20 protein-coding genes and 3 pseudogenes are annotated in these 23,688 nt (G+C 60.4%); 17 read left to right on the top strand and 6 right to left on the bottom strand.

The features are described from left to right. The first annotated feature begins 5 nt into the window (after nucleotides 1-5). Nucleotides 6-866: a MurR/RpiR family transcriptional regulator gene (locus ACM6G4_RS11580; protein WP_046038631.1), complete on the top strand. Its 861-nt coding sequence runs from the start codon at nucleotides 6-8 to the stop codon at nucleotides 864-866. Nucleotide 867: 1 nt separating this feature from the next. Beyond that, a complete protein-coding gene (locus ACM6G4_RS11575; RefSeq protein ID WP_414913714.1) occupies nucleotides 868-2,325 on the top strand; it encodes an N-acyl-D-amino-acid deacylase family protein in 1,458 nt (485 codons plus the stop codon). A 15-nt stretch (nucleotides 2,326-2,340) separates the two neighbouring features. On the opposite strand, the gene ACM6G4_RS11570 is transcribed toward ACM6G4_RS11575, so the two are convergent. Next, entirely contained in the window at nucleotides 2,341-3,357 is a 1,017-nt protein-coding gene (locus tag ACM6G4_RS11570; RefSeq protein WP_056728148.1) for an AraC family transcriptional regulator, read from the bottom strand. A 210-nt stretch (nucleotides 3,358-3,567) separates the two neighbouring features. Between ACM6G4_RS11570 and ACM6G4_RS11565 the strand changes: the two genes are divergently transcribed. The 8 genes from ACM6G4_RS11565 to ACM6G4_RS11530 all read left to right on the top strand — a co-directional run bounded on the left by ACM6G4_RS11565 (nucleotide 3,568) and on the right by ACM6G4_RS11530 (nucleotide 14,182). After that, nucleotides 3,568-5,163, top strand: coding sequence for an FAD-binding oxidoreductase (locus tag ACM6G4_RS11565; protein ID WP_414913713.1), 1,596 nt, complete (start codon nucleotides 3,568-3,570; stop codon nucleotides 5,161-5,163). 7 nt (nucleotides 5,164-5,170) lie between these two features. Beyond that, nucleotides 5,171-6,760 carry a glycerol-3-phosphate dehydrogenase/oxidase gene (locus ACM6G4_RS11560; protein ID WP_414913712.1) on the top strand — a complete coding sequence of 530 codons (1,590 nt, stop codon included), beginning with the start codon at nucleotides 5,171-5,173 and terminating at the stop codon, nucleotides 6,758-6,760. Nucleotides 6,761-6,780: 20 nt separating this feature from the next. Next, a complete protein-coding gene (locus ACM6G4_RS11555; protein WP_414913711.1) occupies nucleotides 6,781-8,349 on the top strand; it encodes an FGGY-family carbohydrate kinase in 1,569 nt (522 codons plus the stop codon). Nucleotides 8,350-8,576: 227 nt separating this feature from the next. Then, on the top strand, nucleotides 8,577-9,881 hold the full coding sequence (locus ACM6G4_RS11550; RefSeq protein ID WP_414913710.1) for a phospholipase: 1,305 nt from the start codon (nucleotides 8,577-8,579) through the stop codon (nucleotides 9,879-9,881). Between the two features lie 45 nt (nucleotides 9,882-9,926). Continuing rightward, a complete protein-coding gene (locus tag ACM6G4_RS11545) occupies nucleotides 9,927-11,882 on the top strand; it encodes a DUF1302 domain-containing protein (RefSeq protein WP_414913709.1) in 1,956 nt (651 codons plus the stop codon). A 171-nt stretch (nucleotides 11,883-12,053) separates the two neighbouring features. Beyond that, nucleotides 12,054-13,433: a DUF1329 domain-containing protein gene (locus tag ACM6G4_RS11540; RefSeq protein ID WP_414913708.1), complete on the top strand. Its 1,380-nt coding sequence runs from the start codon at nucleotides 12,054-12,056 to the stop codon at nucleotides 13,431-13,433. An 87-nt stretch (nucleotides 13,434-13,520) separates the two neighbouring features. Further along, nucleotides 13,521-13,766 (top strand): FitA-like ribbon-helix-helix domain-containing protein, encoded by a 246-nt coding sequence (locus tag ACM6G4_RS11535; protein ID WP_046038645.1) that lies wholly within the window; start codon nucleotides 13,521-13,523, stop codon nucleotides 13,764-13,766. Next, on the top strand, nucleotides 13,763-14,182 hold the full coding sequence (locus ACM6G4_RS11530; protein WP_414913707.1) for a type II toxin-antitoxin system VapC family toxin: 420 nt from the start codon (nucleotides 13,763-13,765) through the stop codon (nucleotides 14,180-14,182). The genes ACM6G4_RS11535 and ACM6G4_RS11530 overlap by 4 nt, the downstream gene beginning before the upstream one ends. Before the next feature lie 146 nt (nucleotides 14,183-14,328). On the opposite strand, the gene ACM6G4_RS11525 is transcribed toward ACM6G4_RS11530, so the two are convergent. Both ACM6G4_RS11525 and ACM6G4_RS11520 read right to left on the bottom strand, forming a co-directional pair. Beyond that, nucleotides 14,329-15,033, bottom strand: coding sequence for a methyl-accepting chemotaxis protein (locus ACM6G4_RS11525; RefSeq protein ID WP_409078340.1), 705 nt, complete (start codon nucleotides 15,031-15,033; stop codon nucleotides 14,329-14,331). 201 nt (nucleotides 15,034-15,234) lie between these two features. Next, nucleotides 15,235-16,113: pseudogene (locus tag ACM6G4_RS11520) on the bottom strand (methyl-accepting chemotaxis protein); the annotation flags it as partial. 395 nt (nucleotides 16,114-16,508) lie between these two features. Here ACM6G4_RS11520 and ACM6G4_RS11515 point away from each other — a divergent pair. The 4 genes from ACM6G4_RS11515 to ACM6G4_RS11500 all read left to right on the top strand — a co-directional run bounded on the left by ACM6G4_RS11515 (nucleotide 16,509) and on the right by ACM6G4_RS11500 (nucleotide 19,902). Further along, nucleotides 16,509-17,180, top strand: coding sequence for a histidine phosphatase family protein (locus tag ACM6G4_RS11515; protein ID WP_056728588.1), 672 nt, complete (start codon nucleotides 16,509-16,511; stop codon nucleotides 17,178-17,180). A 31-nt stretch (nucleotides 17,181-17,211) separates the two neighbouring features. Further along, nucleotides 17,212-18,045 (top strand): phosphatase PAP2 family protein, encoded by an 834-nt coding sequence (locus tag ACM6G4_RS11510; RefSeq protein WP_414913706.1) that lies wholly within the window; start codon nucleotides 17,212-17,214, stop codon nucleotides 18,043-18,045. 409 nt (nucleotides 18,046-18,454) lie between these two features. Next, nucleotides 18,455-18,706 carry a helix-turn-helix domain-containing protein gene (locus tag ACM6G4_RS11505; RefSeq protein ID WP_414913705.1) on the top strand — a complete coding sequence of 84 codons (252 nt, stop codon included), beginning with the start codon at nucleotides 18,455-18,457 and terminating at the stop codon, nucleotides 18,704-18,706. Then, nucleotides 18,703-19,902, top strand: a complete 1,200-nt coding sequence (locus tag ACM6G4_RS11500; RefSeq protein WP_414913704.1) for a type II toxin-antitoxin system HipA family toxin — start codon at nucleotides 18,703-18,705, stop codon at nucleotides 19,900-19,902. The genes ACM6G4_RS11505 and ACM6G4_RS11500 overlap by 4 nt, the downstream gene beginning before the upstream one ends. Nucleotides 19,903-19,960: 58 nt before the next feature. Here ACM6G4_RS11500 and ACM6G4_RS11495 read toward each other — a convergent pair whose 3' ends face one another. The 3 genes and pseudogenes from ACM6G4_RS11495 to ACM6G4_RS11485 form a co-directional block, all read right to left on the bottom strand. Then, nucleotides 19,961-20,209: a hypothetical protein gene (locus ACM6G4_RS11495; RefSeq protein WP_056728170.1), complete on the bottom strand. Its 249-nt coding sequence runs from the start codon at nucleotides 20,207-20,209 to the stop codon at nucleotides 19,961-19,963. 1 nt (nucleotide 20,210) lies between these two features. Next, a complete protein-coding gene (locus tag ACM6G4_RS11490) occupies nucleotides 20,211-20,564 on the bottom strand; it encodes a DUF6124 family protein (RefSeq protein ID WP_414913703.1) in 354 nt (117 codons plus the stop codon). Between the two features lie 332 nt (nucleotides 20,565-20,896). Next, nucleotides 20,897-20,989: pseudogene (locus tag ACM6G4_RS11485) on the bottom strand (hydrolase); the annotation flags it as partial. A 181-nt stretch (nucleotides 20,990-21,170) separates the two neighbouring features. Between ACM6G4_RS11485 and ACM6G4_RS11480 the strand changes: the two are divergent. From ACM6G4_RS11480 to ACM6G4_RS11470, 3 genes and pseudogenes are all read left to right on the top strand, one after another. Then, complete coding sequence (locus tag ACM6G4_RS11480; protein WP_414913702.1) at nucleotides 21,171-21,434, top strand: hypothetical protein; 264 nt, start codon at nucleotides 21,171-21,173, stop codon at nucleotides 21,432-21,434. 121 nt (nucleotides 21,435-21,555) lie between these two features. Continuing rightward, nucleotides 21,556-21,681 (top strand): annotated as a pseudogene (locus tag ACM6G4_RS11475) (hypothetical protein); the annotation flags it as partial. 654 nt (nucleotides 21,682-22,335) lie between these two features. Further along, the coding region (locus tag ACM6G4_RS11470; RefSeq protein ID WP_414913701.1) for an Ig-like domain-containing protein at nucleotides 22,336-23,688 on the top strand (1,353 nt) is incomplete at its 3' end.

The following is a 23,688-nucleotide window of genomic DNA, read 5'->3' as shown; positions in this document are numbered from 1 at the left end:
CTTGCATGGACATCCTCTACCAGATCCGCGCCCGTCAGGACTCCTTCAGCGCCGGTGAAGGACGTATCGCTCGCCTGATGCTCGACGACGTAGGATTTGCCGCCTCCGCCAGCCTCGATGAGCTGGCGCTGCGGGCGGAGGTCAGCAGCGCCACGCTGTCGCGCTTCGCTCGCACGGTCGGCTGTAAGGACCTGCGTGACCTGCGCTTGCAACTGGCCCAGGCCAGCGGCGTCGGCAGCCGCTTTCTCGACCCGGCGGGCACGCCCGAGCAGTCGGCGTTCTACGGGCAGATCGTGGGCGACATCGAGTCGACTTTGCGCCAGCACCTGGCCGCGTTCGATGAGTCGCGTTTCGCCGATGCGGTGAAGCTGCTGGGCAAGGCGCGGATGATTCACGCTTTCGGCATGGGCGGTTGCTCGACCCTGTGCAGCGATGAACTGCAAGTGCGCCTGGTACGCCTCGGCTATCCGATTGCGGTGTGCCACGATGCGGTGATGATGCGCGTCACCGCCGCCAGCCTCAGCGCTGAACACGTGGTGATTGTCTGCTCGCTGACCGGGATCACCCCGGAGCTGATTGAAACGGTGGAGCTGGCGCGCAACTACGGCGCACGCATTCTGGCCATCACCCGGGCCGATTCGCCGCTGGCGCAGTTGGCCGACATCGTCCTGCCCCTGCAAAGCGCCGAAACCTCGTTCATCTACAAACCCACGGCGGCGCGCTACGGCATGCTGCTGGCCATCGACGTGCTCGCCACCGAGCTGGCGCTGGCCAATCCTGAAGACAATCAAGAACGTCTGCGGCGGATCAAACTCGCCCTCGACGAATACCGCGGCGGCGACGATCACTTGCCGCTGGGAGACTGACATGCAGTACGACACGCTGATTCGCAACGCCCTGATCATCGACGGCAGCAACAGCCCCGGATACCCCGCCGACGTGGCCATTCTCAACGGGCGCATCGAGCGTATCGGCGACTTGCGCGATGCCCGTGCCAGTGAGGAAATCGACGCGCAGGGCCATGTGCTGGCGCCGGGTTTCATCGACGTGCACACCCATGACGACACCGTGGTGATCCGTCAGCCGCAGATGCTGCCCAAGCTCAGCCAGGGCGTGACCACGGTCATCGTCGGCAACTGCGGGATCAGCGCGTCACCGGTGATTTTGCGCGGCGATCCGCCGGACCCGATGAACCTGCTGGGCACGGCCGCTGCGTTCGTTTACCCGACCTTCGGCGACTACCGCGCGGCGGTTGAAGCGGCGAACACCACGCTGAACGTTGCCGCACTGGTCGGCCATACGGCGTTGCGCAGCAATCATCTGGACGACCTGTTCCGCACCGCCACGGCGGATGAAATCAGCGCGATGCGCGAGCAATTGCGCGAAAGCCTGGAGGCCGGCGCCTTGGGCCTGTCCACTGGCCTTGCCTATGCCAGCGCCTTCTCGGCATCTACCGAGGAAGTGATGCAACTGACCGAAGAATTGACCGCCTTCGGGGCGGTCTACACCACCCATTTGCGCAGCGAATTCGAACCGGTGCTGGAGGCCATGGACGAGGCGTTCAAGATCGGCCGCCATGCGCAAAGCCCGGTGATCATTTCCCACCTCAAATGCGCCGGCGCCGGTAACTGGGGGCGCAGTCCGCAGCTGCTGGCGTCCCTCGAACAGGCGGCGAAAACCCACCCGGTGGGTTGCGATTGTTATCCGTATGCGGCGAGCTCTTCGACCCTGGACCTCAAGCAGGTGACCGATGCCCATCGCATCACCATCACCTGGTCGACGCCGCACCCGGAAATGGGCGGCCGCGACCTGATGGACATCGCCGCCGAATGGAATGTGCCGTTGCTGGAGGCCGCTCGCCAACTGCAACCGGCCGGTGCGGTGTACTACGGCATGGATGAGGCGGATGTCCGCAGAATCCTCGCGCATCCGCTGTCGATGGTCGGCTCCGACGGCTTGCCGGAAGATCCGTTTCCGCACCCACGGTTGTGGGGCGCATTCCCTCGGGTGCTCGGACATTTCAGCCGTGACGTAGGACTGTTCCCGCTGCACACCGCCGTGCACAAAATGACCGGGTTGTCGGCGGCACGCTTCGGTTTGAAGGGGCGCGGTGAAATACGCGAAGGCCATTGGGCTGACCTGGTGTTGTTCGATCCGGCGACCATCCGTGATGTCGCCGATTTCAACGATCCGCAGCGGGCGGCGCAAGGCATCGAAGGGGTATGGGTCAACGGTGTGTTGAGCTACCGCGATGGCCAGGCCAACGGGCGCAGGGAAGGGCGGTTCCTGGCCCGGGAAGGGGATTTGCGCACGGGTTTTCAGTGAGTTTCGAGGACTGCGTCAAACCCGGTGGGTTTGGCGAAACTCACCCGGCGGCATCCCGCGCCGGCTTTTGAAAGTGCGGTGAAACGAGCGGGGTTCGGTGAAACCCAGGTACTGGGCGATGTCCTGGATCGGCAGGGTGCTGTTGAGCAGGTAATGCTCGGCCAGCTCCTGGCGCAGGTCATCGAGGATCTGCTGGTACGACGTACCTGCCAGATGCAGTTGGCGTTGCAGCGTGCGCACTGACACGGCGAGATGCTCGGCCACCTGCTCCTTGCGGGGCAGGCCTTCCTTGAGCAACTTTCGCAGGATGCTTTTGACCCGTTGTTCCAGCGACGCGTCCTCCAGAGTGGCCATCAATCCCTGGGCATGTTCTTCCAGCGTGCGCAGCAATTGCGCATCGGCCTGGCGCAATGGCAACTGCAAATACGGCAACGGGACAATCAGCGCCGAATAAGGCTGGTCGAACAGTACCGGGCAGTCGAAGAACTGCTCGTACTCGGCCAGCGTCGTGTCGGCGGGGCAGGCATGTTCCAGCCAGACGGCGGCCGGCGACATCTGCGTGTCGGCGATCCAGCGCGCGTATTGCAGCCAGGAACCGAGCACGTTTTCCACCAGGTGCCGGCGAATTCGCGGGCGCTGATGGCGGCATGTCCAGATCAGGTGCACCTCGCTGCCTTGCACCTCGGCGCGGCTGACGCCCATGTCTCCCACCAGTTTCTCGAACGGCATGATGCGGCTCATGGCGTCGCCCAGTGTCGCGCAGTTCATGGTGATGTAGCCCAGCACGCTCCAGGAGTTGGGCAACACGAACCGCGCGGCGTTGAGACCGAACAACGCATCGCCCGAGTGTTCGCAGAAGTAATCGAGCAGCCGTTCGTGGGCCTCACCCGGCAACCGCAGGCTGTTGTCACTCAACTGCTGTGCCTGCAACCCGGCAGCCGCCAACGCAGGCTCGATGGCCATGCCCAGTTGTTCGGCATGACGCAGGTATTTGAGCAGCGGCGGAACTGAAGTGAAGCCCAGGGATTGCATGATCGTATTCCTTTGATCAAGGCCCGCGTGCGCGGATGAATGCCCTGAAAGGTAATTTGAAACCACGGCTAAAGTAAATGGCTGACGCCTGCGCGACGTTTGACTCAATTGGCTACTCGAACTGGCCCGATGCGACCGTGACACTTTCGGGCGGCTGACTAGTATGGGGGCCTGAAATATCACTGATCAGAACCGCAAAAGGACACACGCATGCGACGCTGGAACGGCTGGGGAGATGCAACCACGGTGGTCGAGCTGCCGGCCCAGGGCGCGAGTTTTCTCGCCCGGCGGGTGGGTGACGGTCGAGCGCTGCCCGATGCGACGCTTGAGGCGGCATTGGCCCGCGTGCCCCCGTCGCGGTTGCAGCAACACTTCTTGTACAGCGTGGATGCCCATGATCGTTTGCTGCATGCGCGGGGCCAGAGCCTGCCGGACTGGCTGGCGTTGCGTGAGGGCGCGCTGGGAAATTATCCCGACGCCGTGGCCTATCCCACGAGTGCTGAACAGATTCGCCGGTTACTGCTGCTCGCCCATGAACAGGACCTGTGCCTGATTCCTTATGGCGGCGGCACCTCGGTGGCCGGTCACATCAACCCGCCGAGTTCCGCGCGGCCGGTGGTGACGGTTTCCCTGGCCCGCATGAGTCGCCTGCTGGACCTCGACGAAGAGAGCCTGCTGGCCACCTTCGGCCCCGGCACCAGTGGACCGCAGGTGGAAAGTCAGCTGCGTGCCCGTGGTTACACCCTGGGGCATTTCCCGCAGTCGTGGGAGCTGTCGACCCTGGGTGGTTGGGTCGCCAGCCGCTCCAGCGGCCAGCAGTCGTTGCGCTATGGGCGGATCGAGCAACTGTTCGCCGGCGGCACCCTGGAAACCTTTGCCGGCCCTTTGGACATTCCCTCCTTTCCGGCCTCGGCGGCCGGGCCCGATCTGCGCGAGGTGGTGTTGGGCTGTGAGGGCCGTTTCGGGATCATTTCCGAGGTGAAGGTGCGGGTCAGCGCACTGCCCGCCGATGAGCGTTTCTATGGTGTGTTTCTGCCCGATTGGCCCAAGGCGCTGCAAGCTATCCGCCAGTTGGCCCAGGCGCGCGTGCCGCTGTCGATGTTGCGCCTGTCCAACGCGGTGGAAACCGAAACCCAGTTGGCGCTGGCCGGTCACCCGCAGCAGATCGCCTGGCTGGAAAAGTACCTGGCCCTGCGTGGCGCCGGTGCGGGCAAATGCCTGCTGACGTTCGGCGTGACCGGCAATCGTCGGCAAAATGCGCTGTCCCTGCGTCAGGCCCGGCAGCACCTCAAGGCGTTCGGCGGGGTGTTTACCGGCACCTTGCTCGGCAAGAAGTGGGCGCAGAACCGTTTTCGTTTTCCCTACCTGCGCGAGAACCTGTGGAACGCCGGTTACGTGGTGGACACCCTGGAAACGGCCACTGACTGGAGCAACGTCGACAACCTGCTCACGCTGATCGAAAACAGCCTGCGCGACGCCTTGGCTGCCGAAGGCGAGCGGGTGCATGTCTTCACCCACCTTTCCCATGTCTACGGCGAAGGGTCGAGCATCTACACCACCTACGTGTTTCGCCCGGCGGCGGACTATCCCGCCACTCTGGCGCGCTGGCAGGCCCTCAAGCACGCGGCCAGCCAGACCATCGTCGACAACCATGGCACCATCAGTCACCAGCATGGCGTGGGCAAGGATCACGCACCGTACCTGCGGCGGGAGAAGGGCGCGCTGGCGATGGACACCCTGCAGGTATTGAGTCGGCATTTTGATCCGGCCGGGCGACTGAACCCTGGCACGCTGTTGCAGGAGTGACGGCGCCATGAGCCTGGACTGGAACGCGGCGTGGCGACAGCGGGTGCTGCCGACGCTGGCGGATGAAACCTGGGACCTGATCGTCATCGGCGGCGGCATCAGCGGCGCCGGCATCCTGCGCGAAGCTGCGCGCCGTGGCTGGCGTTGCCTGCTGCTGGAACAGCGCGATTTCGCCTGGGGCACCTCCAGTCGCTCCTCGAAAATGGTCCATGGCGGCTTGCGTTACATCGCCAAGGGCCAGTGGCGCCTGACCCGCGATTCGGTCCGTGAACGCCAGCGCCTGCTCGACGAAGCGCCGGGGCTGGTGGAACCGATGAGTTTCATGATGCCGCATTACCGTGGCGGCTTTCCCGGACCTCGGGTGCTGGGTGGTTTGTTGTCCGTCTATGACGCCTTGGCCGGGCGGCGCAGCCATCACTTCCATGACGCGCAACAACTGCGTTATCTGGCGCCCGGGGTCAAGGAACATGACCTGCTGGGCGGCACCTGTTTTATCGATGCGCTGACCGATGATGCCCGTCTGGTGATGCGCGTATTGGGCGAGGCCCGGGCCGACGGTGGCGTGGTGCTCAACGGCTTGCGCGTGCAGCAATTGCTGCGTCAAGAGGGACGCGTTTGCGGGGTTCAGGTCGAAGACTGCGAGGGCGGCGGATTACTGACATTGCGTTGCGGTGTGCTGGCCGTGGCCACCGGCGCGTGGGCCGAGCGCTTGCGCCTGCCCGATGCCCCTCGCCAGTTGCGCCCGTTGCGTGGCAGCCATCTGTTGTTGCCGGGCTGGCGCCTGCCAGTGGCGCAAGCCTTCACCTTCCTGCACGAGCGCGACCGTCGACCAGTGTTCGTTTTCCCTTGGGAGGGTGCCACGGTGGTCGGCACCACGGACCTCGATCATCGCGAGGATCTGGATGAGAGCGCGAGCATCAGCCTGGATGAACTCGACTATCTGCTGGCGGCCTGCAGCCAGCAGTTCCCCCAGGCCGAGGTGGTCGCTGCCGATGTGCTGTCGACCTGGTCGGGTGTGCGCCCGGTGGTGGGCAGTGCGGCGGGTGAGCTCAAACCGTCGAATGAAACCCGCGAGCATGTACTGTGGCAGGAGCCGGGTTGCGTGACCCTGGCCGGCGGCAAGCTGACCACCTTTCGCCCTCAGTCCATCGAAGTGCTCAAGGCCTGCGCGGCCATGCTCGATCGTCCATTCGTTGATGACGCCGCGCCGGTGTTCGCCGCGGTGCCACCGTTGGCGATACCGGGGCTCAGCGCCCATCGGTGGCGGCGCCTGGCCGGGCGGCATGGCCGTGACCTGCCGAGGCTGGCGAAGCTGATCACCGAACTGGGCCACGACACCATCGGCGGCACTGACACCTTGTGGGTGGAACTGGCCGTTGCCTGCGATGCAGAAATGGTCCTGCACCTGGATGACCTGCTGCTGCGCCGAACCCGCCTTGGCTTGTTGTTGCCGCGCGGTGGCGAGGATTATTTCGCTGCCATTGGCCAACTCTGCCAACCGCGACTGGGCTGGGACGATGAGCATTGGCAGCAGGAATTACAGCGTTATCGGGCGTTGTGGCAACGCCATCATGGTTTACCGGATGCCGCGCATTGATGCCCCTTGAAGAGAGCTCCATGGATAACCACCCGAACAAGCGTTACCTGTTGGCCATCGACAATGGCACCCAGAGCGTGCGCGCGCTGCTCTTCGACCTGCAGGGCAATCTGCTGGGCAAAGGCAAGGTCGAGTTGCAGGCCTATTACTCGACTCAACCCGGCTGGGCCGAGCAGGACCCTGAGTATTACTGGGCAAAACTGGGTGAAGCTTGCCAGCAGTTGTGGACGCAGACCGGCATCGATCGTTCGCAGATTGCCGGAGTCTCCCTGACCACCCAACGCGGCACCGTGATCAACGTCGATGCCCAGGGCAAGGCGCTGCGTCCGGCGATCCTGTGGCTCGATCAACGCCAGGCCGAAGTCAAGGGCGGCATCAAGGGGCCGTGGGGCTGGCTGTTCAAACTGGTCGGCGCGCAAGCCACGGTGGACTACTTTCGCGCCCAGGCCGAGGCCAACTGGATCGCCCGCAATCAGCCTGGAGTCTGGGCGGCGACCGACAAGTTTCTGCTGCTTTCGGGGTTTCTCACCCACCGCCTTTGTGGGCGCTTTGTCGATTCGGTGGGTTGTTGCGTCGGTTACCTGCCGTTCGACTTCAAACGCCTGAAATGGGCCGCCCCCACCGACTGGAAATGGCAGGCGCTGGCGGTGCGTCCCGAGCAACTGCCGAGCCTGTACAAGCCTGGTGAAACCCTCGGCCATATCAGCGCCGAGGCCAGCCGCCACACCGGCATTCCCGAGGGGCTGCCGCTGATCGCCGCGGGTGCCGACAAGGCCTGCGAAGTCGTGGGTTCCGGTGTCGTCGACCCAGGCACCGTGTGCCTTTCCTACGGCACCACGGCGACGATCACCAGCACCCGCTCGCGCTACCTGGAAATCGTCCCGTTGATTCCGCCTTACCCGTCCGCGGTGCCGGATCAATACAACTGCGAGGTGATGATTTATCGCGGTTACTGGATGGTCAGCTGGTTCAAGAGCGAGTTCGGCCTGCGGGAAATGCAGCAGGCCAAAGCCCAGGGCGTGGAACCCGAGCAACTCTTCGATGCGCTGGTCGACGCCGTGCCGCCGGGTTCCATGGGGTTGATGCTGCAACCCTACTGGTCGCCTGGCATCCGCGAGCCGGGTGTGGAGGCCAAGGGCGCGATGATCGGCTTCGGCGACGTGCATACCCGCGCCCACATTTACCGGGCGATCCTCGAAGGCCTGGCGTATGCCTTGCGTCAGGGCATGGAGAAAATCGAGAAGCGCTCGAGGGTCTCCATTACGCGCTTGCGTGTTGCCGGAGGCGGTTCGCAGAGTGATGCCGCGATGCAACTCACGGCGAACATTTTCGGCCTGCCGGCCGAGCGTCCGCATGTCTACGAAGCGTCCGGCCTGGGCGCGGCCATTTGCTGCGCGGTGGGCCTGGGGCTGCACGCGGATTTCCCCACGGCGATGGCCGCCATGACACGGGTCGGTGCGGTATTCATGCCGCAACCCGAGGCGCAGCAGATCTACGAGCGACTGTACAAAGAGGTCTACCTGCGCATGTATCGACAGCTCAAGCCGTTGTACCAGAGCATCCGCAAAATCACTGGTTACCCGGCCTGAAAGAACACCGCAGATCCCCCCTGTAGGAGCTGCCGAAGGCTGCGATCCTTTGATCTTCGAGTCCGCCAAAATCAAAAAATCGCAGCCTTCGGCAGCTCCTACAGAGAACCATAGGTAACTTTGCACGTGGCGCTATCGGAGAACTTTTCTGGTGAGATTGGACAGTGTCAGGGGCAGGGTCGGTTGTTAGGCTCAACCCCCACGGCACATCCAATAAGAGCCAGGCAATGAAGCTGACATTCCTCCTGTTGCTGCTTTGTGCAACGGCCCCTACTGCCTGGGGCTGGTCGAACCATACGGTGGGCAGCTACCTGGCGTTGCAGGATCTGCCGACGTTGCGTGATGCGCCACAGGTCGAAGTCGAGCCGCTGGAGCAGTTTCTTTCGCAGCAATACCAGGCCGTGAGTGCGCTGCTCGATGAGCAGGAAAACTTCGCCCGAGAGCACTTCACCCACTACCCGCCGCGCCCCGACAACCTGCGATTGCCGGCCATGCCCGGGGACAATCTGCGCCACGACTTCCTCACCGCACTGCGCATCAATCCCGGGGTTCATCTGGCGATGGTCATCCAGCCGCTGCCGGGCAAGGATCTGCCCGAGCGTGAGCACCTCAAGGCCGAACAAGTCATGGTGGAGCAGACGCTTTCACCGTGGAATCGCCAGCGCTTCATCGTTGTGGCTGACCACGAACAAATCGCGCCCCTTGCCGTGTTGGCCAGCGCCGCCGATGAGCCGGATTACGGCCACGACATCAACCTGTTCAGCGACAACCCCGGCGACGTCGGCGCGTTGTACGGCTTCGGCCCGCAGCCTTTCGGTGACGCGCGGTTTCAGTACAGTTCCCAGGCGCCTTTCCATATGGGCTTCTTCCATGAAAGCCCGGTGGTATACGCCGCCGCCGGATTTCTTCAGCGCAGCTGGCCGGACTGGCGCGCCTACCAGTACATGGGCTTGGCGCGACTGGCGTTTGCCACTGGCCATCCCTATTGGGGTTATCGATTCCTAGGTTGGGGCCTGCACCACGTTCAGGACCTGACCCAGCCTTATCACGCCAAGCCGCTGCCCGGTGTCGAACTGGCAAGCCTGCTGGTGCTGGAAGGCAAGGCCCTGGCCGGCTTCGATGCGGACAAGCATGCGGCCATCGAACGGGTCGCCACCCGGCACATGGAAGTGGAGAAGTATCAGTCGGCCTGGCTTCGTCGCCTGCTGCGCGCCGGCCAGGCACACCCGATGCTCGACGTTTATGCCGACTCTGCACAGGACGCCCGTTATCCGCCGTACTCGGTGGACTACCTGCGCGAAGTAGTGAGTGCCGAGTCCGTCGACGAATCGGCGGTATTTGATGAAGCCATCGGCCAGTGGCTGGACACGGCACCGATCACCAGTGATTTCAGCGGCGGCAATCAGCTGCAGCGCGAAGACTTCGACCATCCGGCACTTAACCAGCAGCTGTTCAAACTGCTGGGGCATTTCGGCGCCCACAGCCGGATTTACGCCCGTGCGGGAATGGCGCCACAGCCATCGCAGCAATAGCTTCAGAACACAAAAACAATAAAACCAGGGAAAGAGGAAAGGATCATGAGCACTCGATTTCGCCTGTCTGGCGCGGCGCTTCCCGGCGTGGGCCTGGCAGGGCTGCTGCAACTGTGCGCGGTCGACGGCGTGCAGGCCAAGGAGTTCAGCGTGCTGGACAACCAGATCACCGGTTCATTCGACAGTACCCTGTCTTATGGCCGTTTGTGGCGGGTCCAGGGCCGGGACAAGAACAACGATGACGTCAACACCAACGACGGCAATCGCAACTTCGATACCGGGCTGGTTTCCGAGGTGTACAAGATCACCTCGGAGCTCGAGGCCAACTATCAGAACTACGGGATGTTCGTGCGCGGCACCGCGTTCTATGACACCCAACTGATGGACAAGCGCAACGATTACTACCGCAACAACAACCCGTCGCAACCCAGCCAGAGTTTCCCGCAGGACGACCACTTCACGGACCAGACCCGCGATATCGCCGGCAGCCGGGTGGAGATGCTCGACGCCTACCTCTACGGCAACTGGGACGTCGCGCAGATGCCGCTCACGGCACGCATAGGGCGCCAGGTGTTCAACTGGGGCGAGGGGATTTTCTACCGTGGCGGGATCAACACCACCAACCCGGTGGATGCGGCCAAGTACCGTCTGCCCGGGGCTGAAGTCAAGGAAGTGCTGGTACCGGTGGAAGCGCTGAGCTTCAACATTGGCCTGACCGACAGCCTGACCATGGAAAGCTTCTACCAGACGAACTGGAAGGAAACCCGCATCGACCCGGTCGGTACGTTCTACTCGCAGACGGACCTGTTCGCCGACGGCGGCAACACCGCCTACAACAACTTCAGCGGTACCGCGCTGGACACCCCGGTGCCTGGCTTCGGCAACGTGATCGATCTGTACAGCGCGCTGGGCAACAACCCGTTGCTCAACCAGGCCCTGAGCACCACCGGCCTGTACGCCAACGGGGTCACCCCGGCCTTTGGCAACACCGTCAAAGTGGCCACGGTCGGCAAGGATTTCAACGCGCGCAACGACGGCCAGTTCGGTTTCGCTTTTCGCTACATCGCAGAAGAACTCAACAGCACCGAGTTCGGGTTGTACATGGTCAACTACCACGCCAAGGAGCCGACCATTTCCGCCGATCTGGGCGGGTACCAGGGCATCGACATGAATGCCCTGACCAACCTGTTGGCCGGTGTCGCCGGCAGTCAGGCGGGGCAATTGGCCAATGGCCTGGCGACCATGGATGTGCTGGGCAATATCCAGGCGCATCGGCGCTACGCCGAAGACATCCGCATGTACGGCTTCAGTTTCAACACCACCCTGGGCCAGGCGTCGGTGTTTGGTGAAGTGGCCTATCGGCCGAACCTGCCCATCGGGGTCGCCGCCACCAACGACCTGATCGGCGACCTGGCCAACGGCGCCGCTGCAGCGGCAGGCGGCCAGACCATCAACATCGGCGGGCAGCAGGTCACGCTCGACAGCCAGATCAATAACGCCGAGCGGGTGGAAGCGTTCAACACGTCCCTGGGCACCATTTACAACTTTGGCCCGAGCCTGTCATTCGACTCGCTGTTCGGCGTATTCGAGCTGGCGTCCGAGCACCTGCGCGGCAGCAGCCTGCAATACACCGCGTATGACGGCAGTACCCGTTACTACGCTGGCACCGGTAACTTTTCCTATGTGTCCGGCGGCGAGCGCAGCGACCAGGTCAACCGCAACTCCTACAGCTACACCGCGATGCTCAACGGCACCTGGAACGACGTGTATGCCGGGGTCAACGTCTCGCCTTATGTCGTCTACAAGGATGACTTCGAGGGCAACAGCTACCAGGCGGGCAACATCATCGAGGGCCGCAAGGCCTACACCCTGGGGATCAAGGCCAACTACCAGAACAAGCTGGAGGCCGAGCTGCAATACACCGAATTCTACGGCGGCGGGCAGGACAACGGCCTGCGTGATCGCGACAACGTCGGCTTCAACCTCAAGTACTTCCTTTGATTGCTGCGCACAACCCCTTGTGGGAGCGGGCTTGCTCGCGAAAGCGGTGTGTCAGGCGACATCTGCGCTGGATGTGCCGCCCTCTTCGCGAGCAAGCCCGCTCCCACATTGGATCTTTTGTGTATTGCAGACCGCACTCCCAGACGGCTGTTTTTATTTCGGAGAACGTCCATGTTTGACCTTCCACAACTGACCAAGACCACGCTGGCGCTGTTCCTGAGCCTGGCCGCCGGCAGCGCAAGCGCACTTGCTGCGATCACGCCCCAGCAAGCCGAGCAACTGAAAACCACCCTGACGCCAATGGGGGCCGAGCGTGCCGGCAACGCGGCCGGGACCATTCCGGCCTGGAACGGCGGTATCACCCAGGCGCCAGCAGGCTACAAGCCGGGCCAGCATCACCTGGACCCCTATGCGGCGGACAAGCCGCTGTTCACCATCACCAAAGCCAACCTTGAACAGTACAAGGCCCACCTCAGCCCGGGTCAGATCGCACTGTTCAACAGCTACCCCGACACCTTCCAGATGCCGGTCTATCCCTCTCGCCGGTCGGGCTCGGCACCGCAGTGGCTGTACGACAACACCTTGAAAAACGCGACCTCGGCCAAGCTGCTCGATGGCGGGACCGGTTTTGCCGAAGGCTACGGCGGTGTGCCGTTCCCGGTGCCCAAGGATGGCATCGAGGTGCTGTGGAACCACATCACCCGTTATCGCGGCATCTATGTGGTCCGTCGTGCTTCCGAAGCGCCGGTACAACGCAACGGCAGCTTCGCGCTTGTAACCTCGCAGCAAGAGGGGCTCTTCAACTATTACCGCCCGGGTGGCCAGTTTGCCGACCTGAAAAACATCCTGTTCTACTACCTGGCATTCGTGAAGAGCCCGGCCCGGCTGGCGGGCGGTGCGGCATTGGTTCACGAGACCCTGGACCAGCTCAAGGACCCGCGCCAGGCCTGGGTCTACGACGCGGGCCAACGCCGTGTACGCCGGGCGCCGAACCTCGCGTATGACACCCCGATCGCCTCATCCGACGGCCTGCGCACGGCGGACGATACGGACATGTTCAACGGCTCGCCAGACCGCTACGACTGGAAGCTCAAGGGCAAGCAAGAGGTCTACATTCCCTATAACAATTACAAAGTCGGCAGCCCTGAGGTGAAGTACGAGCAGTTGCTCACACCGGGCCACCTCAACCCGCAATTCACCCGTTATGAGCTGCATCGGGTCTGGGTGGTCGAAGGCACGCTCAAGCCGGGTGCGCGGCATATCTATTCCAAGCGCGTGCTGTTTCTGGACGAGGACAGTTGGGGCGCCGCCCTGGTGGACCAATACGACGGGCGAGGGGAGTTGTGGCGGGTGTCGATGGCCTACCTGAAAAACTTCTACGACCTGCCCACCACCTGGAGCGCACTGGACGTATTCCATGACTTGCAGGCGCGTCGTTACTACGTGCAGAACCTGGACAACGAAGAGCCGGCCACAGTGGACTTCGCCCAACCGGTGCCGGAAGACGCGTACTTCATGCCGTCGGCATTGCGCCAGCGCGGGACTCGGTGATATTGGCCATTGGGAAGATGGCCGGGTTCTGGTTTGTCAGGATGTGCTAGTCTGCAATCAATGATTTCATTGAATGCAGGAGGCATCATGGCCAGCATCACAATTAGAAACCTTGATGAGAAGCTCAAGGAGCAGTTGCGTATCACAGCGGCTCATAACGGACATTCCATGGAAGAAGAGGCTCGCCTGATTCTGGGTCGGGCTTTGGCGACTGTTGATCGCGCTGGTGGACTTGGAAGCAGGATCCGCAACAGATTCAGCGCTCTCGGAGGCGTCGAGCTTGATCTGCCAGAGCGTTCAGAGAAGGCAACGGCGGTGGATTTCTCTGAATGATAGTGCTCGATACCAACGTTCTTTCAGAATTTATGCGAGTCGAGCCTGAAACCCGGGTGCTTGCCTGGGTTGATGCGCAGCCGGCGATGGATCTGGCAGTCAGTGCGGTAACGGTGGCGGAAATTCTCCACGGCATCGCACGCCTGCCTTCTGGCAAGCGCAAACAGAAACTTGAAGCCCATGCCATGGCCATGTTCGAAGAAGACTTTGCCGGACGCATTTTGCCGTTCGATGCTCATGCCGCTGTTGAGTACGCAACGCTGACAGCAGGTGCTGAAGCCAATGGGCGTGCGGTTTCAATGGCAGATGCGCAAATTGCCGCCATTTGCCGAAGCCATGGGGCTGCCATAGCCACCCGCAACATTCGCGACTTCGGATTTCCCGGGATTGATGTCATCAATCCTTGGGAGGCCTGAGTATCTGCGCAGTCAGATAGATAGCCATCGCGGGCAAGCCACGCTCCCACAGGGTTTTGGGTCATTCACAGATTCTGTGTTCGACACCTTACTTGTGGGAGCGAGCCTGCTCGCGAAGGGATCTTTCATTCACCGCAAGGCGAATGTCAGACGCGGAAGTGGCTCACCATCTGCTGCAATTGACCACCCAGCCGCGCCAGTTCAATGCTGGACTTGGCGGTCTCATCGCTCGCCGCTGCGGTCTGTTCGGACACATCGCGCACGTTGATGATGCTGCGGCTGATCTCTTCGGCCACGGCGCTTTGCTGTTCGGCAGCGGCGGCGATCTGCTGGTTCATCGACTGGATGTTGGACACCGTGCGGGTGATGTTCTCCAGTGACTCGCCGGCCTTGCGGGTCAGGGCCACGCTGCTGTCGGTGAGGACACGGCTGTTGTTCATCACCGCCGACACTTGTTGCGTGCCGTTCTGCAGGCCGGCCACCAGGCCTTCGATTTCCTCGGTGGATTTCTGCGTGCGCTGGGCCAGGCCGCGGACCTCGTCTGCCACCACCGCAAAACCTCGACCGGCTTCACCGGCACGTGCCGCTTCGATGGCGGCATTGAGTGCCAGCAGGTTGGTCTGTTCGGCGACGGCCTTGATCACGTCCATGACGCTGCCGATCTTGTCGCTTTCCTTTTGCAGCACGCTCATGGCCTCGGTGGAGCGCACCACTTCGTTGGCCAGGCGCTCGATCTGGGCAATGGCTTCGTTGACCACTTTGTCACCCTCACGGGCTTCGCCGTCCGCCGCCGCAGCGGCTTGCGAGGCTTCTTCGGCGTTGCGCGCGACTTCCTGCACGGTGGCGGTCATCTCGTGCATGGCGGTGGCCACCTGATCGGTCTCGACTTTCTGGCTGTTGACCCCGGCACTGGTCTGCTCGGTCACGGCCGACAGCTCTTCGGCGGCGCTGGCGATCTGGGTCACGCCGTCGCGGATGCCGCTGATCAAGTCGCGCAGGGTCACACCCATGCGCGCGATGCCTTGCTGCAACACGCCGAGTTCGTCGCGACGGGTGACCAGCACGTTGTGGGACAGGTCACCGCTGGCGATGCGATCGACCACCGCCAGGGTTTCGCGCAATGGCCGGGTGATCTGGCGAGTGATGACCACGGCGGCAATGATGCCCACCAGCAGTGCAAGCAACGTGCTGATCAGTTGCAGGGTCCGGGCCTGGGCGCTTTCGGCATCACGTCGGTCGAGCTGGATCTGATACAGCTGATCGCTCTGGGACACGATGGCCGCTCCCTGGTCGGTCATTTCCTTGCGCGCTTGCACCGCGTCATTGCTGGCGGCTTTATAGGCCTGCAAGGCGCTGCGGTAGTTGCCGAGCGCGGTTTCCAGCTGACGCAGGGCGTCTTGCCGGGAGTCGGCGAAATGCGTGTTCAGCGGTTTCAGGCTGGCGATGGCGGCGTCCAGTTGGCCGACGGCTTTTTGCTCGGTCTCGGCATTGGTACTGGCGGTGTAGCCGCGCACTTCGTAGCGCGCCAGCAGGAACGCTTCCTTGGCCGCGGTGATGGCCTGGAACTGTTCGAAGCGCTGGTCGCTCAACGGCATTTGCTGCACGCGGGCATTGATGTCATTGATCAGCGTGTTGGCGGTTTCGGCGTTGGCACTCATGGCGTCGCGGGCGCTGTTACCGGCGCGATAGGCGCTGCGCATCTTGCCCAGGGACGTCCTGTAGGCGTCGATGACGGCGCCTTGCTCGCGCAGCAGCTTGAGGTTTTCCGGGCTCTTGAACTTCGCCAGCAGGGCTTGCTGCTGGGCCGAGAAGGCGTCGAGGGTGGTCTGTACGTTCTGCGCGGCGGTTTCGTCGCCGTTGGTCAGCATGTATTGCAGGCGAACCACGCGCAGCTTGGTCAGGCCGGCGTTGAGCTGGGTGATGTCACTCATCCAGTTGCTGCGGTCGATCAACCCGCCCAGGCTGGTCCAGCCGGTCAGGGCCAGGACGCAGGTCAGTGCCAGGACCAGGCCAAACCCCAGGCCCAGTTTCAGGTTCACGCTGATGTTGCCGAACCAGCTATTCATCTCATTCCTCCAGGAACTTGGTACTTCTTTATCGTCGGTTGGCTGGAAGATTGTTTTTTTTGGAAGCCGCCAAGCTGTGTAAGCAGGATGTATCGGCAGCAATCCCGGGAGCTGAAAGGATTTTTCCGAACGGATTCTGTAACAAAATTTTTACAGCGCTTTTAAGCTTTTTTTCACAAACGTTTCACCAGTCACCGACGCACGTTTCCTTAACCTGCCGGGATCTAATGAGGCAGTGTTTGCTGGCGAGGCAGCGTGATGTGGAATTAAGACTGAGTCTTTTCGGGATAAAGCGCTCGATCGATCTGAGCCGCTTCGCCCGTTATCGCAACGCTGCGGTAGTGTTGGCCTCGGCGCTGCTGGTGATCCCGTTGACGGTGTTCTTGCTGCGACCTGCCGCCGTTCCGGACCTGGCTCACGGCAATGTGAGCGGTGCACAGGCGTTGATGACCGGATGGGCCAAGGGCGACCTGATCGTTCTGGTGCGCCACGTCGAGCGCTGCGATCACTCCTCGGCGCCTTGCCTGGTTGGCAACGATGGCATTACCGAGCGTTCTCGTCGTGTTGCCGAGAACCTCGGGGCACAGTTCAAACACCTTGGCCTGGGCAAGGTCGATATCTACAACAGCCCGATCCAGCGCACTGCGCAGACTGCCAACTTCATGTTCAACAAGGTTGGCGCGGGGGAAGACTGGCTGATCAGTTGCAAGGGCACCATGCTGCGCGACGCGCTGGCGCACAAGGTGGCCGGGCGCAACATGATTCTGGTGACCCACAGCGAATGCATGGACCAACTGGAAAAAGAGCTCCATTTGCCGACTTCGACCCTGGGTTACGGGGCCTCTCTGTTTATCTCCGCCGAATCGCCACAGGCTCCGCGCATGCTTGGCTTTATCGAAGCATCGGATTGGCCGACGGTGACGCCCCGTTGAATTTCACCATCCCTTTGAATCAGGACTGAGCATGCTGACCGCTTCCCGCTACCGCTTTTACTGGATGAATTTTGGTATTCCGCTGGCCTGCGCGGTCGCGGTGTTCCTGATGTTCGACATGACCAGCATCGACATCGCTTTCAACAATTACTTTTTTGATCCGGTGACGCAGACGTACCCGTTGGACCAGGTCCATCTGTTCGAAAAAATCACCCACAAATGGGCGCGAATCATTCCGAACTGGACCGGCGAAATTGCGATTATCGGTGCCTTGCTGTCGTTTCTCTGGCCACGCCTGAAGGCTGAAAAACACGCGAAAATCATCGCCTTCCTGGAAAAAATCAAAGTCGCACCGGTACTGCGCTTTGCCAACCGCCATCGACGCGACTTTCTCTACGTGGTGTTCGCGTTCTCCATCAGCACCGGGGTCATTCACTACCTCAAGGGCCACACCAGCGTGTATTGCCCGATCGAGACGACCCTGTACGGCGGCAAAATGGAGCACGTCGAGTGGTACGAGAATTTCGACCTGCTGAAAGTCGCTGGAGAGGGGCGCTGCTGGCCGGGCGGACATGCGTCGGGCGGCTTCACCATGCTGGCGTTGTACTTCGTGGCTCGCCGTTATCGCTGGCGCTATTCGAAAGCGATCATGTACGGCTCGCTGGCACTCGGTTTCATCTATGGCACCACGCGAGTATTGCAAGGGTGGCACTACATGTCCCACACCTTCTGGGCCGGTATCTTCGTGTGGCTGGCGTGTTTGCTGACGGCGCTGGCGTTTTACGGGCGAGCGAGGCTGGAACAGCCGGTGCTCACCAGAGCGGAACAACCGGTGTTGGCGACTCAGACTCAACCTGTGAATTGAGTCGTTGTTGAAGCGCAAAACCCGCATCTCGAAAGGGGGCGGGTTTTTTGTTACCCGAGGAAACCTTCAGTGAGTCTCGGATTGCGAATTCGCAGACAAAAAAAAGCCCGCGGGAGGGCGGGCAAACCGTAGTTTCTTGAATGAGCGAGGGCAATGTACAGGCTGGCGTGAGGGGGTGGGGTGAAGAAAAATTCATCTGGATCAAGGCCCTGTACCAGAGCTTGCGACACCGCTACGGCAAATGATCCGCGGCAAGGTCGACCTCCGACCGGGCACGCAAGCGGCCCTTGCGGCAGCGTTGGTGTCGATTGTGTTGGGAATATTGGTGGGGGAGACGGGGGTGTAAGGCAAATTCGCAATAATGTTCTGTATACGATACATTTAAATATAAATGTCACGGTAACTGAACATGGAATACGCCCTGCTGATATCCCGACTCGGTAGCCAAATACGTGAAACGCGTATCAGGCGCGGTCTGACACAAGCTCGACTTGCTGAGCTCGCCGGTTTGACGCGGCAGAAAGTCATTGCTGTCGAGCAGGGTGTCGATACTGTTGCCATGAACGCTTACGCAAGAGTCTTGAGCGCTTTGGACTGCGAGCTCACCGTTATACCGGCGGCCATGCCGACCCTTGAAGAGCTTGGGGAGTTGTTCGAATGAAAATGACCTCCCTCAAAGTCAGTACCCCAGAGGGCCATAGCGGCCGAATCCTCACCAGCGGCGATAATTATATTTTTCGCTATCTAGAAGACGCTTTACCCAACACCTCCATCAGTCTGTCGATGCCCGTGCGGGCTGACGAGTTTCGTCGGCGGGATCTGCATCCCGTATTCCAGATGAACCTTCCTGAAGGCTATATGTTGGAGCAGTTGCGCAATCGCCTGGCGAAAACCGTAAATGTCGATCCAATGTTGTTGCTTGCTCTTTCTGGCAGCAGTTCGCCAATTGGCAGGATTCAGGTGCATTCCGAAACCGTTGATGCCCTGCTTGGCGAACAGCAGTTCCCTGGAGAAAAACTCGAAGAAATTCTCACCTGGGATGGAGCGGAAGATATCTTCGCCGACCTTCTTGACCGCTATATTTTACGGGCAGGTATATCGGGTGTTCAGCCGAAGGTTTTGGTGCCTGAGCAGCAAGATTTCGAATTGCGACGAGCCACCTCGAAAACCTCTGACTTGATAATCAAGAGTGGCCGGGATGAGTTTCCAGGACTGGCCATCAATGAGTTCCTTTGCATGTCCATTGCCAAGGAGGCGGGCATTCCAGTCCCGCAGTTTTACCTGTCCGACAATGCAAGGCTGTTTGTCATGCGTCGCTTTGATCGGGACGACCAGCTTAACCCGATTGGATTCGAGGACATGGCCGCACTGATGGGGCTCTCGGCTGATCAGAAATACAGCAAAAGCTATGCTGCCATAGCCAAAGCGATTCGGCTGTTTTGCCCGGCAAACAATCAACGAACCTCGCTTGATCAACTTTTCGATTACATAGCGCTGAGCTGCATCGTTGGGAACGGCGATGCTCATTTAAAGAACTTCGGCTTGCTCTATTCGGAGCCGACCCAACGTGACGCGCGCCTCGCGCCGGCATACGACATCGTTAATACGACGGCCTATATCCCTGAAGATGTTTTGGCGCTAGACCTTGTGGGTAACAAGTCGTTGTTTGCTTCCCGTCAGGGGTTGTTGGAGTTTGCACAGACGTGTGAGGTGGAACATCCTGAGTTGCGGATTCAGCGATTGCTTGCGGCAGTTGAGTTGGTGCTGAAGCGCTACCCTGAGTTTCGAGAGCAGGCGCCTCATGTGGTGAAGGCAATACAGCACGCGGCAGCCCCTTTCGCCCTGACGTTTGGGTAGTTTCAACATCAATTAAAATGGGCGACTTCAGGGAAGTCGCCCATTTTGTTTTCCGAGATCAAACCTGCATCCGCAACCGCCGCCCAACCACATCCAGCAAATCGCAACCATCGCGCAGGGACGTGACCAGCACCCGCGCCAGTTCGCTGTAAACACCCTCATCAGCCGCGAAACTCTCTAGCAATTGCGTCGCGGTTCGAATGCGGTAGGCAGCTGTTTCATGCAGTACATCCAGCGGTGCTTCGGTGTCGATCAGCAGCGACGCGATGGTGCAGTCGATGCCGGTCATCGGCATGTATCGATCCATCTCAAGCCTCCACTTCGTCGAGTGGCGCGATGTTGTCCAGTGCCCGGTTCACCAGCAATTGCGCCAGCACGGCCAACTGCTGGATCGCCAGGGCGATGTTGCGAGGCGAACTCTCAAGTTCGCAGGCAAGGTCGGTGCTCATGACGTTGAGCGAGGCCAGGGTTTCGCTGGCGTGGGTGAGCAGGGACGGTGTGTCGATGTTGGGGCGCAGGGTGAAGACGTGGCTGATGGGATCTAGGTGATTGGGGTTGCGGAGGCGGGCGCTGATGGCGGGTTCGGTGGTTTTCGATAAGTCGATTTTGTCTTCAGCTAAATTGGCTGGGGTTTCCGGGGGGTTGGGGCTGTTCTTTTTCAAGATGGCATTCCTCACACTGTTTAGAGAAGCTGCCATCCCCTGCTGTCAAACAGGATTGGGTGGCAGCTATACGCGGGTTGACAGACCGGAAGTGTGAGAACCCGGTGCACCCGAAGGTGCCCCGCGCACAGCCGCCATAATCGTGACTACATGCGCGAATGCATGCTGTCTGATTTGGGAGGTGTGAAGATTACACTTTCAGCCTGTCAAAGCCGATCGCTGATTTGCAGCGACCCCTGAAGGCTATCGTCGAGAAGTTGCGTCCGCCAGTTCATGAAAGGCGATGCGTCTTGCGGGAAATGTCCTAGGACGCGGTGAAGTCGTTGCATCGATCACAGGTCACTCGATCTCACCGTGTGCTTGAAATGATGCTCCCAAAGCCGGCCCCCCAACCCGCTCGTCCGGTCCAGTGACGACCCTGCCGTGCCCATATTGCAACCATGCACATAGCGGCATTGCGCGACTGTCCATGTGACCCTATCGTCAGCTTTTACCTGCCACAAAGTGCTTTTGTGAGTTGTGGGCGTACGATGTAACTCACGTTTTCGCTGAATTCCTGGGGGGAGCGAACGAAGCGATCGAGCGATGTTGAATTGGAGAAAAATCATGATTCGCAAGCACTACTTGAAAGCCCTGGCAACGCTGTTCATCGCTGCCGGCGTGCAGTGGGTGACGCTACCCGTCTACGCGACCGAGCAGGGTGAGCAGCGGCGTGAAGCTCGCGATACCCGGCAGGATGGGCGCTCTACTGCCCGGCAAACCAAGGATGAATGCAGAAAGGGCAGCGACAAGAGCAACGTGGAATGTCGCCAGGACAAGCGCAGCACCAAGCAGGATACCCGTCGCACGGCCCGGGATATCAAGTACTGATCGTTAGTGTGGGTTCTGTTTCAGGCTGTTACTGGGCTTGCGATACCGCTGTGAAACAGACCATAACGTGAAGACGGCCTTTTCTTTGCCTTCGACTTCGTAGGTAGGGCCGAAGACTGGTAGAGCTGCTCAAGCTCGTGTGACAGCCACCGCTATAGCAGCGCTCATGATGTTAGTTGGCGGTGGTGTGTTTTCCCTGCGCCCAAGAGCATCAGTCATCAGTCTGTCTCGGAGCATGTCGAGATAATTGTTTCAAGATGTAACAATTCCTAAGGCTTAATGCTTTGGCTTGTTTTGACCATAAAGCTGGCGTAAAAATCTACTTGAATATTATTTTATGATAATGAATTTATCACTCTGTTGCTTATATTTTTAATCCGCTGCGCATCAATGTTTAATCGGATTTTTCCGTAACTTTAATGTGTGTATTTGTGCATTTATTTTTTACTTTTATGTCAACTTTTTGCTCGATAGTATCCCCGTAAGCGAGCCGTTATTAGTGTGGTAGTTCGTTCTGCCTCGACGGATTTGCGCCTACTTCTTGCACCTTTTACAGGCGTACTCAATATGCTTGACGAAAGTATGCGAACCGCAGATGACGGGCAAAAGACAAGGAGCGTCTATGGTGATCAAGCCCCTCGGCAAACGATGGTTCTACTGCTTGGCGCCCGTGCAGCACGCCGCTGCAACTCCTCTCTACAAGTCAAACTCTTCTCTTGCTGGCCGAGTTAAATACCTTGCGCCCAGTGAGCGCTCGGGCGTGGGCTGAGTACTACTTCTGGATTAAATCTTTCACATAACTTTCGCTAGTTCGAATGTTCAGTCTCTATTTAAGGCTGCGTAGATGTTCGAGTCGATTTTGTTATGGGTGTCGGTTGGCTGAAACGAAAACAGGTGTGCGATGAAGAATATTGTAATTGTTGACAAGACGACGGGGGCGGCTACCGAACAAACGTTTGGTAATGTCGTCCTGAACGGAACCAGCATTGTAAAAGTGCCCATTAGTCCGAGTAGCATCCAGTCGATGCAGCAGTCGGGCAAGAACCTGGTCATCACGCTCAAGTCCGGTGGCACGGTCACGGTCCAGAACTTCTTTGTGGTCGGCAGCGATGGCGAACCTAACCAGTTGGTACTGGAAGAGAACGATGGCACCCTGCTTCTGGGGAGTTACTCCTCGCCATACTCCGGTTTTACCTTTAGCGAAATCGGTACCCTTGAGGATCTGATGGCTGTCACGGCGGCGGGCAGCACGACGTCCGACTGGCTGGCCTGGGGTTTGACCCTGCTGGGTGTCGGCGGTGCCGCAGCCATGGTCTTTAGTGATGGTGGTGGTGGTGGTGGTGGTGGTGGTGGTGGTAACACCGACTCGACACCTCCAGATACACCTGACAGCCTGAGCTTCAATGACGCCGGTACGGTGCTGATTGGCAGGGGCGAACCGGGCTCGACCGTGACGGTCAAGGACGCCAGTGGCCAAGTCATCGGCACCGGTACCGTAGGCTCGGATGGCAACTTTCAGGTCAACCTGAACGCCCCACAAACCAACGGCGAAACAGTCGAAGTCACCCTTACTGACTCTTCGGGCAACGTGTCTGCCCCCGGCGAGATCACTGCAGGCGACACCACAGCCCCTGGCGCGCCTGCAGATCTGGTCGTCAGTGCCAATGGCTTCACTGTCAGCGGCAAAGGCGAACCCGGTAGCACCGTCACCATCAAGGATGCCAATGGCAACGTGATTGGCACCGGTACCGTTGGCGCCGATGGCACCTTCGAGGTCACGCTGACCACCCCGCAAATCAACGGCGAAACCCTGAGTGCAACGCTGACCGATGCGGCGGGCAACGTGTCTGCCCCGATAACTGTCGATGCGGGCGATTCCACGGCTCCAGCAGCCCCGACCGACCTGGTGGTCAGTACCGATGGCACGACTGTCAGCGGTAAAGGCGAGCCGGAAACCACCGTCACCATCAAGGACGCCAATGGCAATGTGATTGGCACCGGTACCGTTGGCGCCGATGGCACCTTCGAGGTCACGCTGACCACCCCGCAAACCAACGGCGAAACCCTGACCACGACACTGGCCGATGCCGCCGGCAACGTGTCTGCGCCGGCTGACGTGAACGCCCACACTATCGTCGTTGAAGAACGGGATATTACCGTCCCCGATGCCCCGACAGACCTGGCAGTCAGTGCCAATGGCACTATCGTCAGTGGCAAAGGTGAACCCAGTACCACCGTCACCATCAAGGATGCG

This window comes from Pseudomonas sp. IT-P258, from assembly GCF_949767825.1.
Classification (GTDB): domain Bacteria; phylum Pseudomonadota; class Gammaproteobacteria; order Pseudomonadales; family Pseudomonadaceae; genus Aquipseudomonas; species Aquipseudomonas monachiensis.
This window is presented reverse-complemented; position numbering and strand designations above follow the sequence as displayed.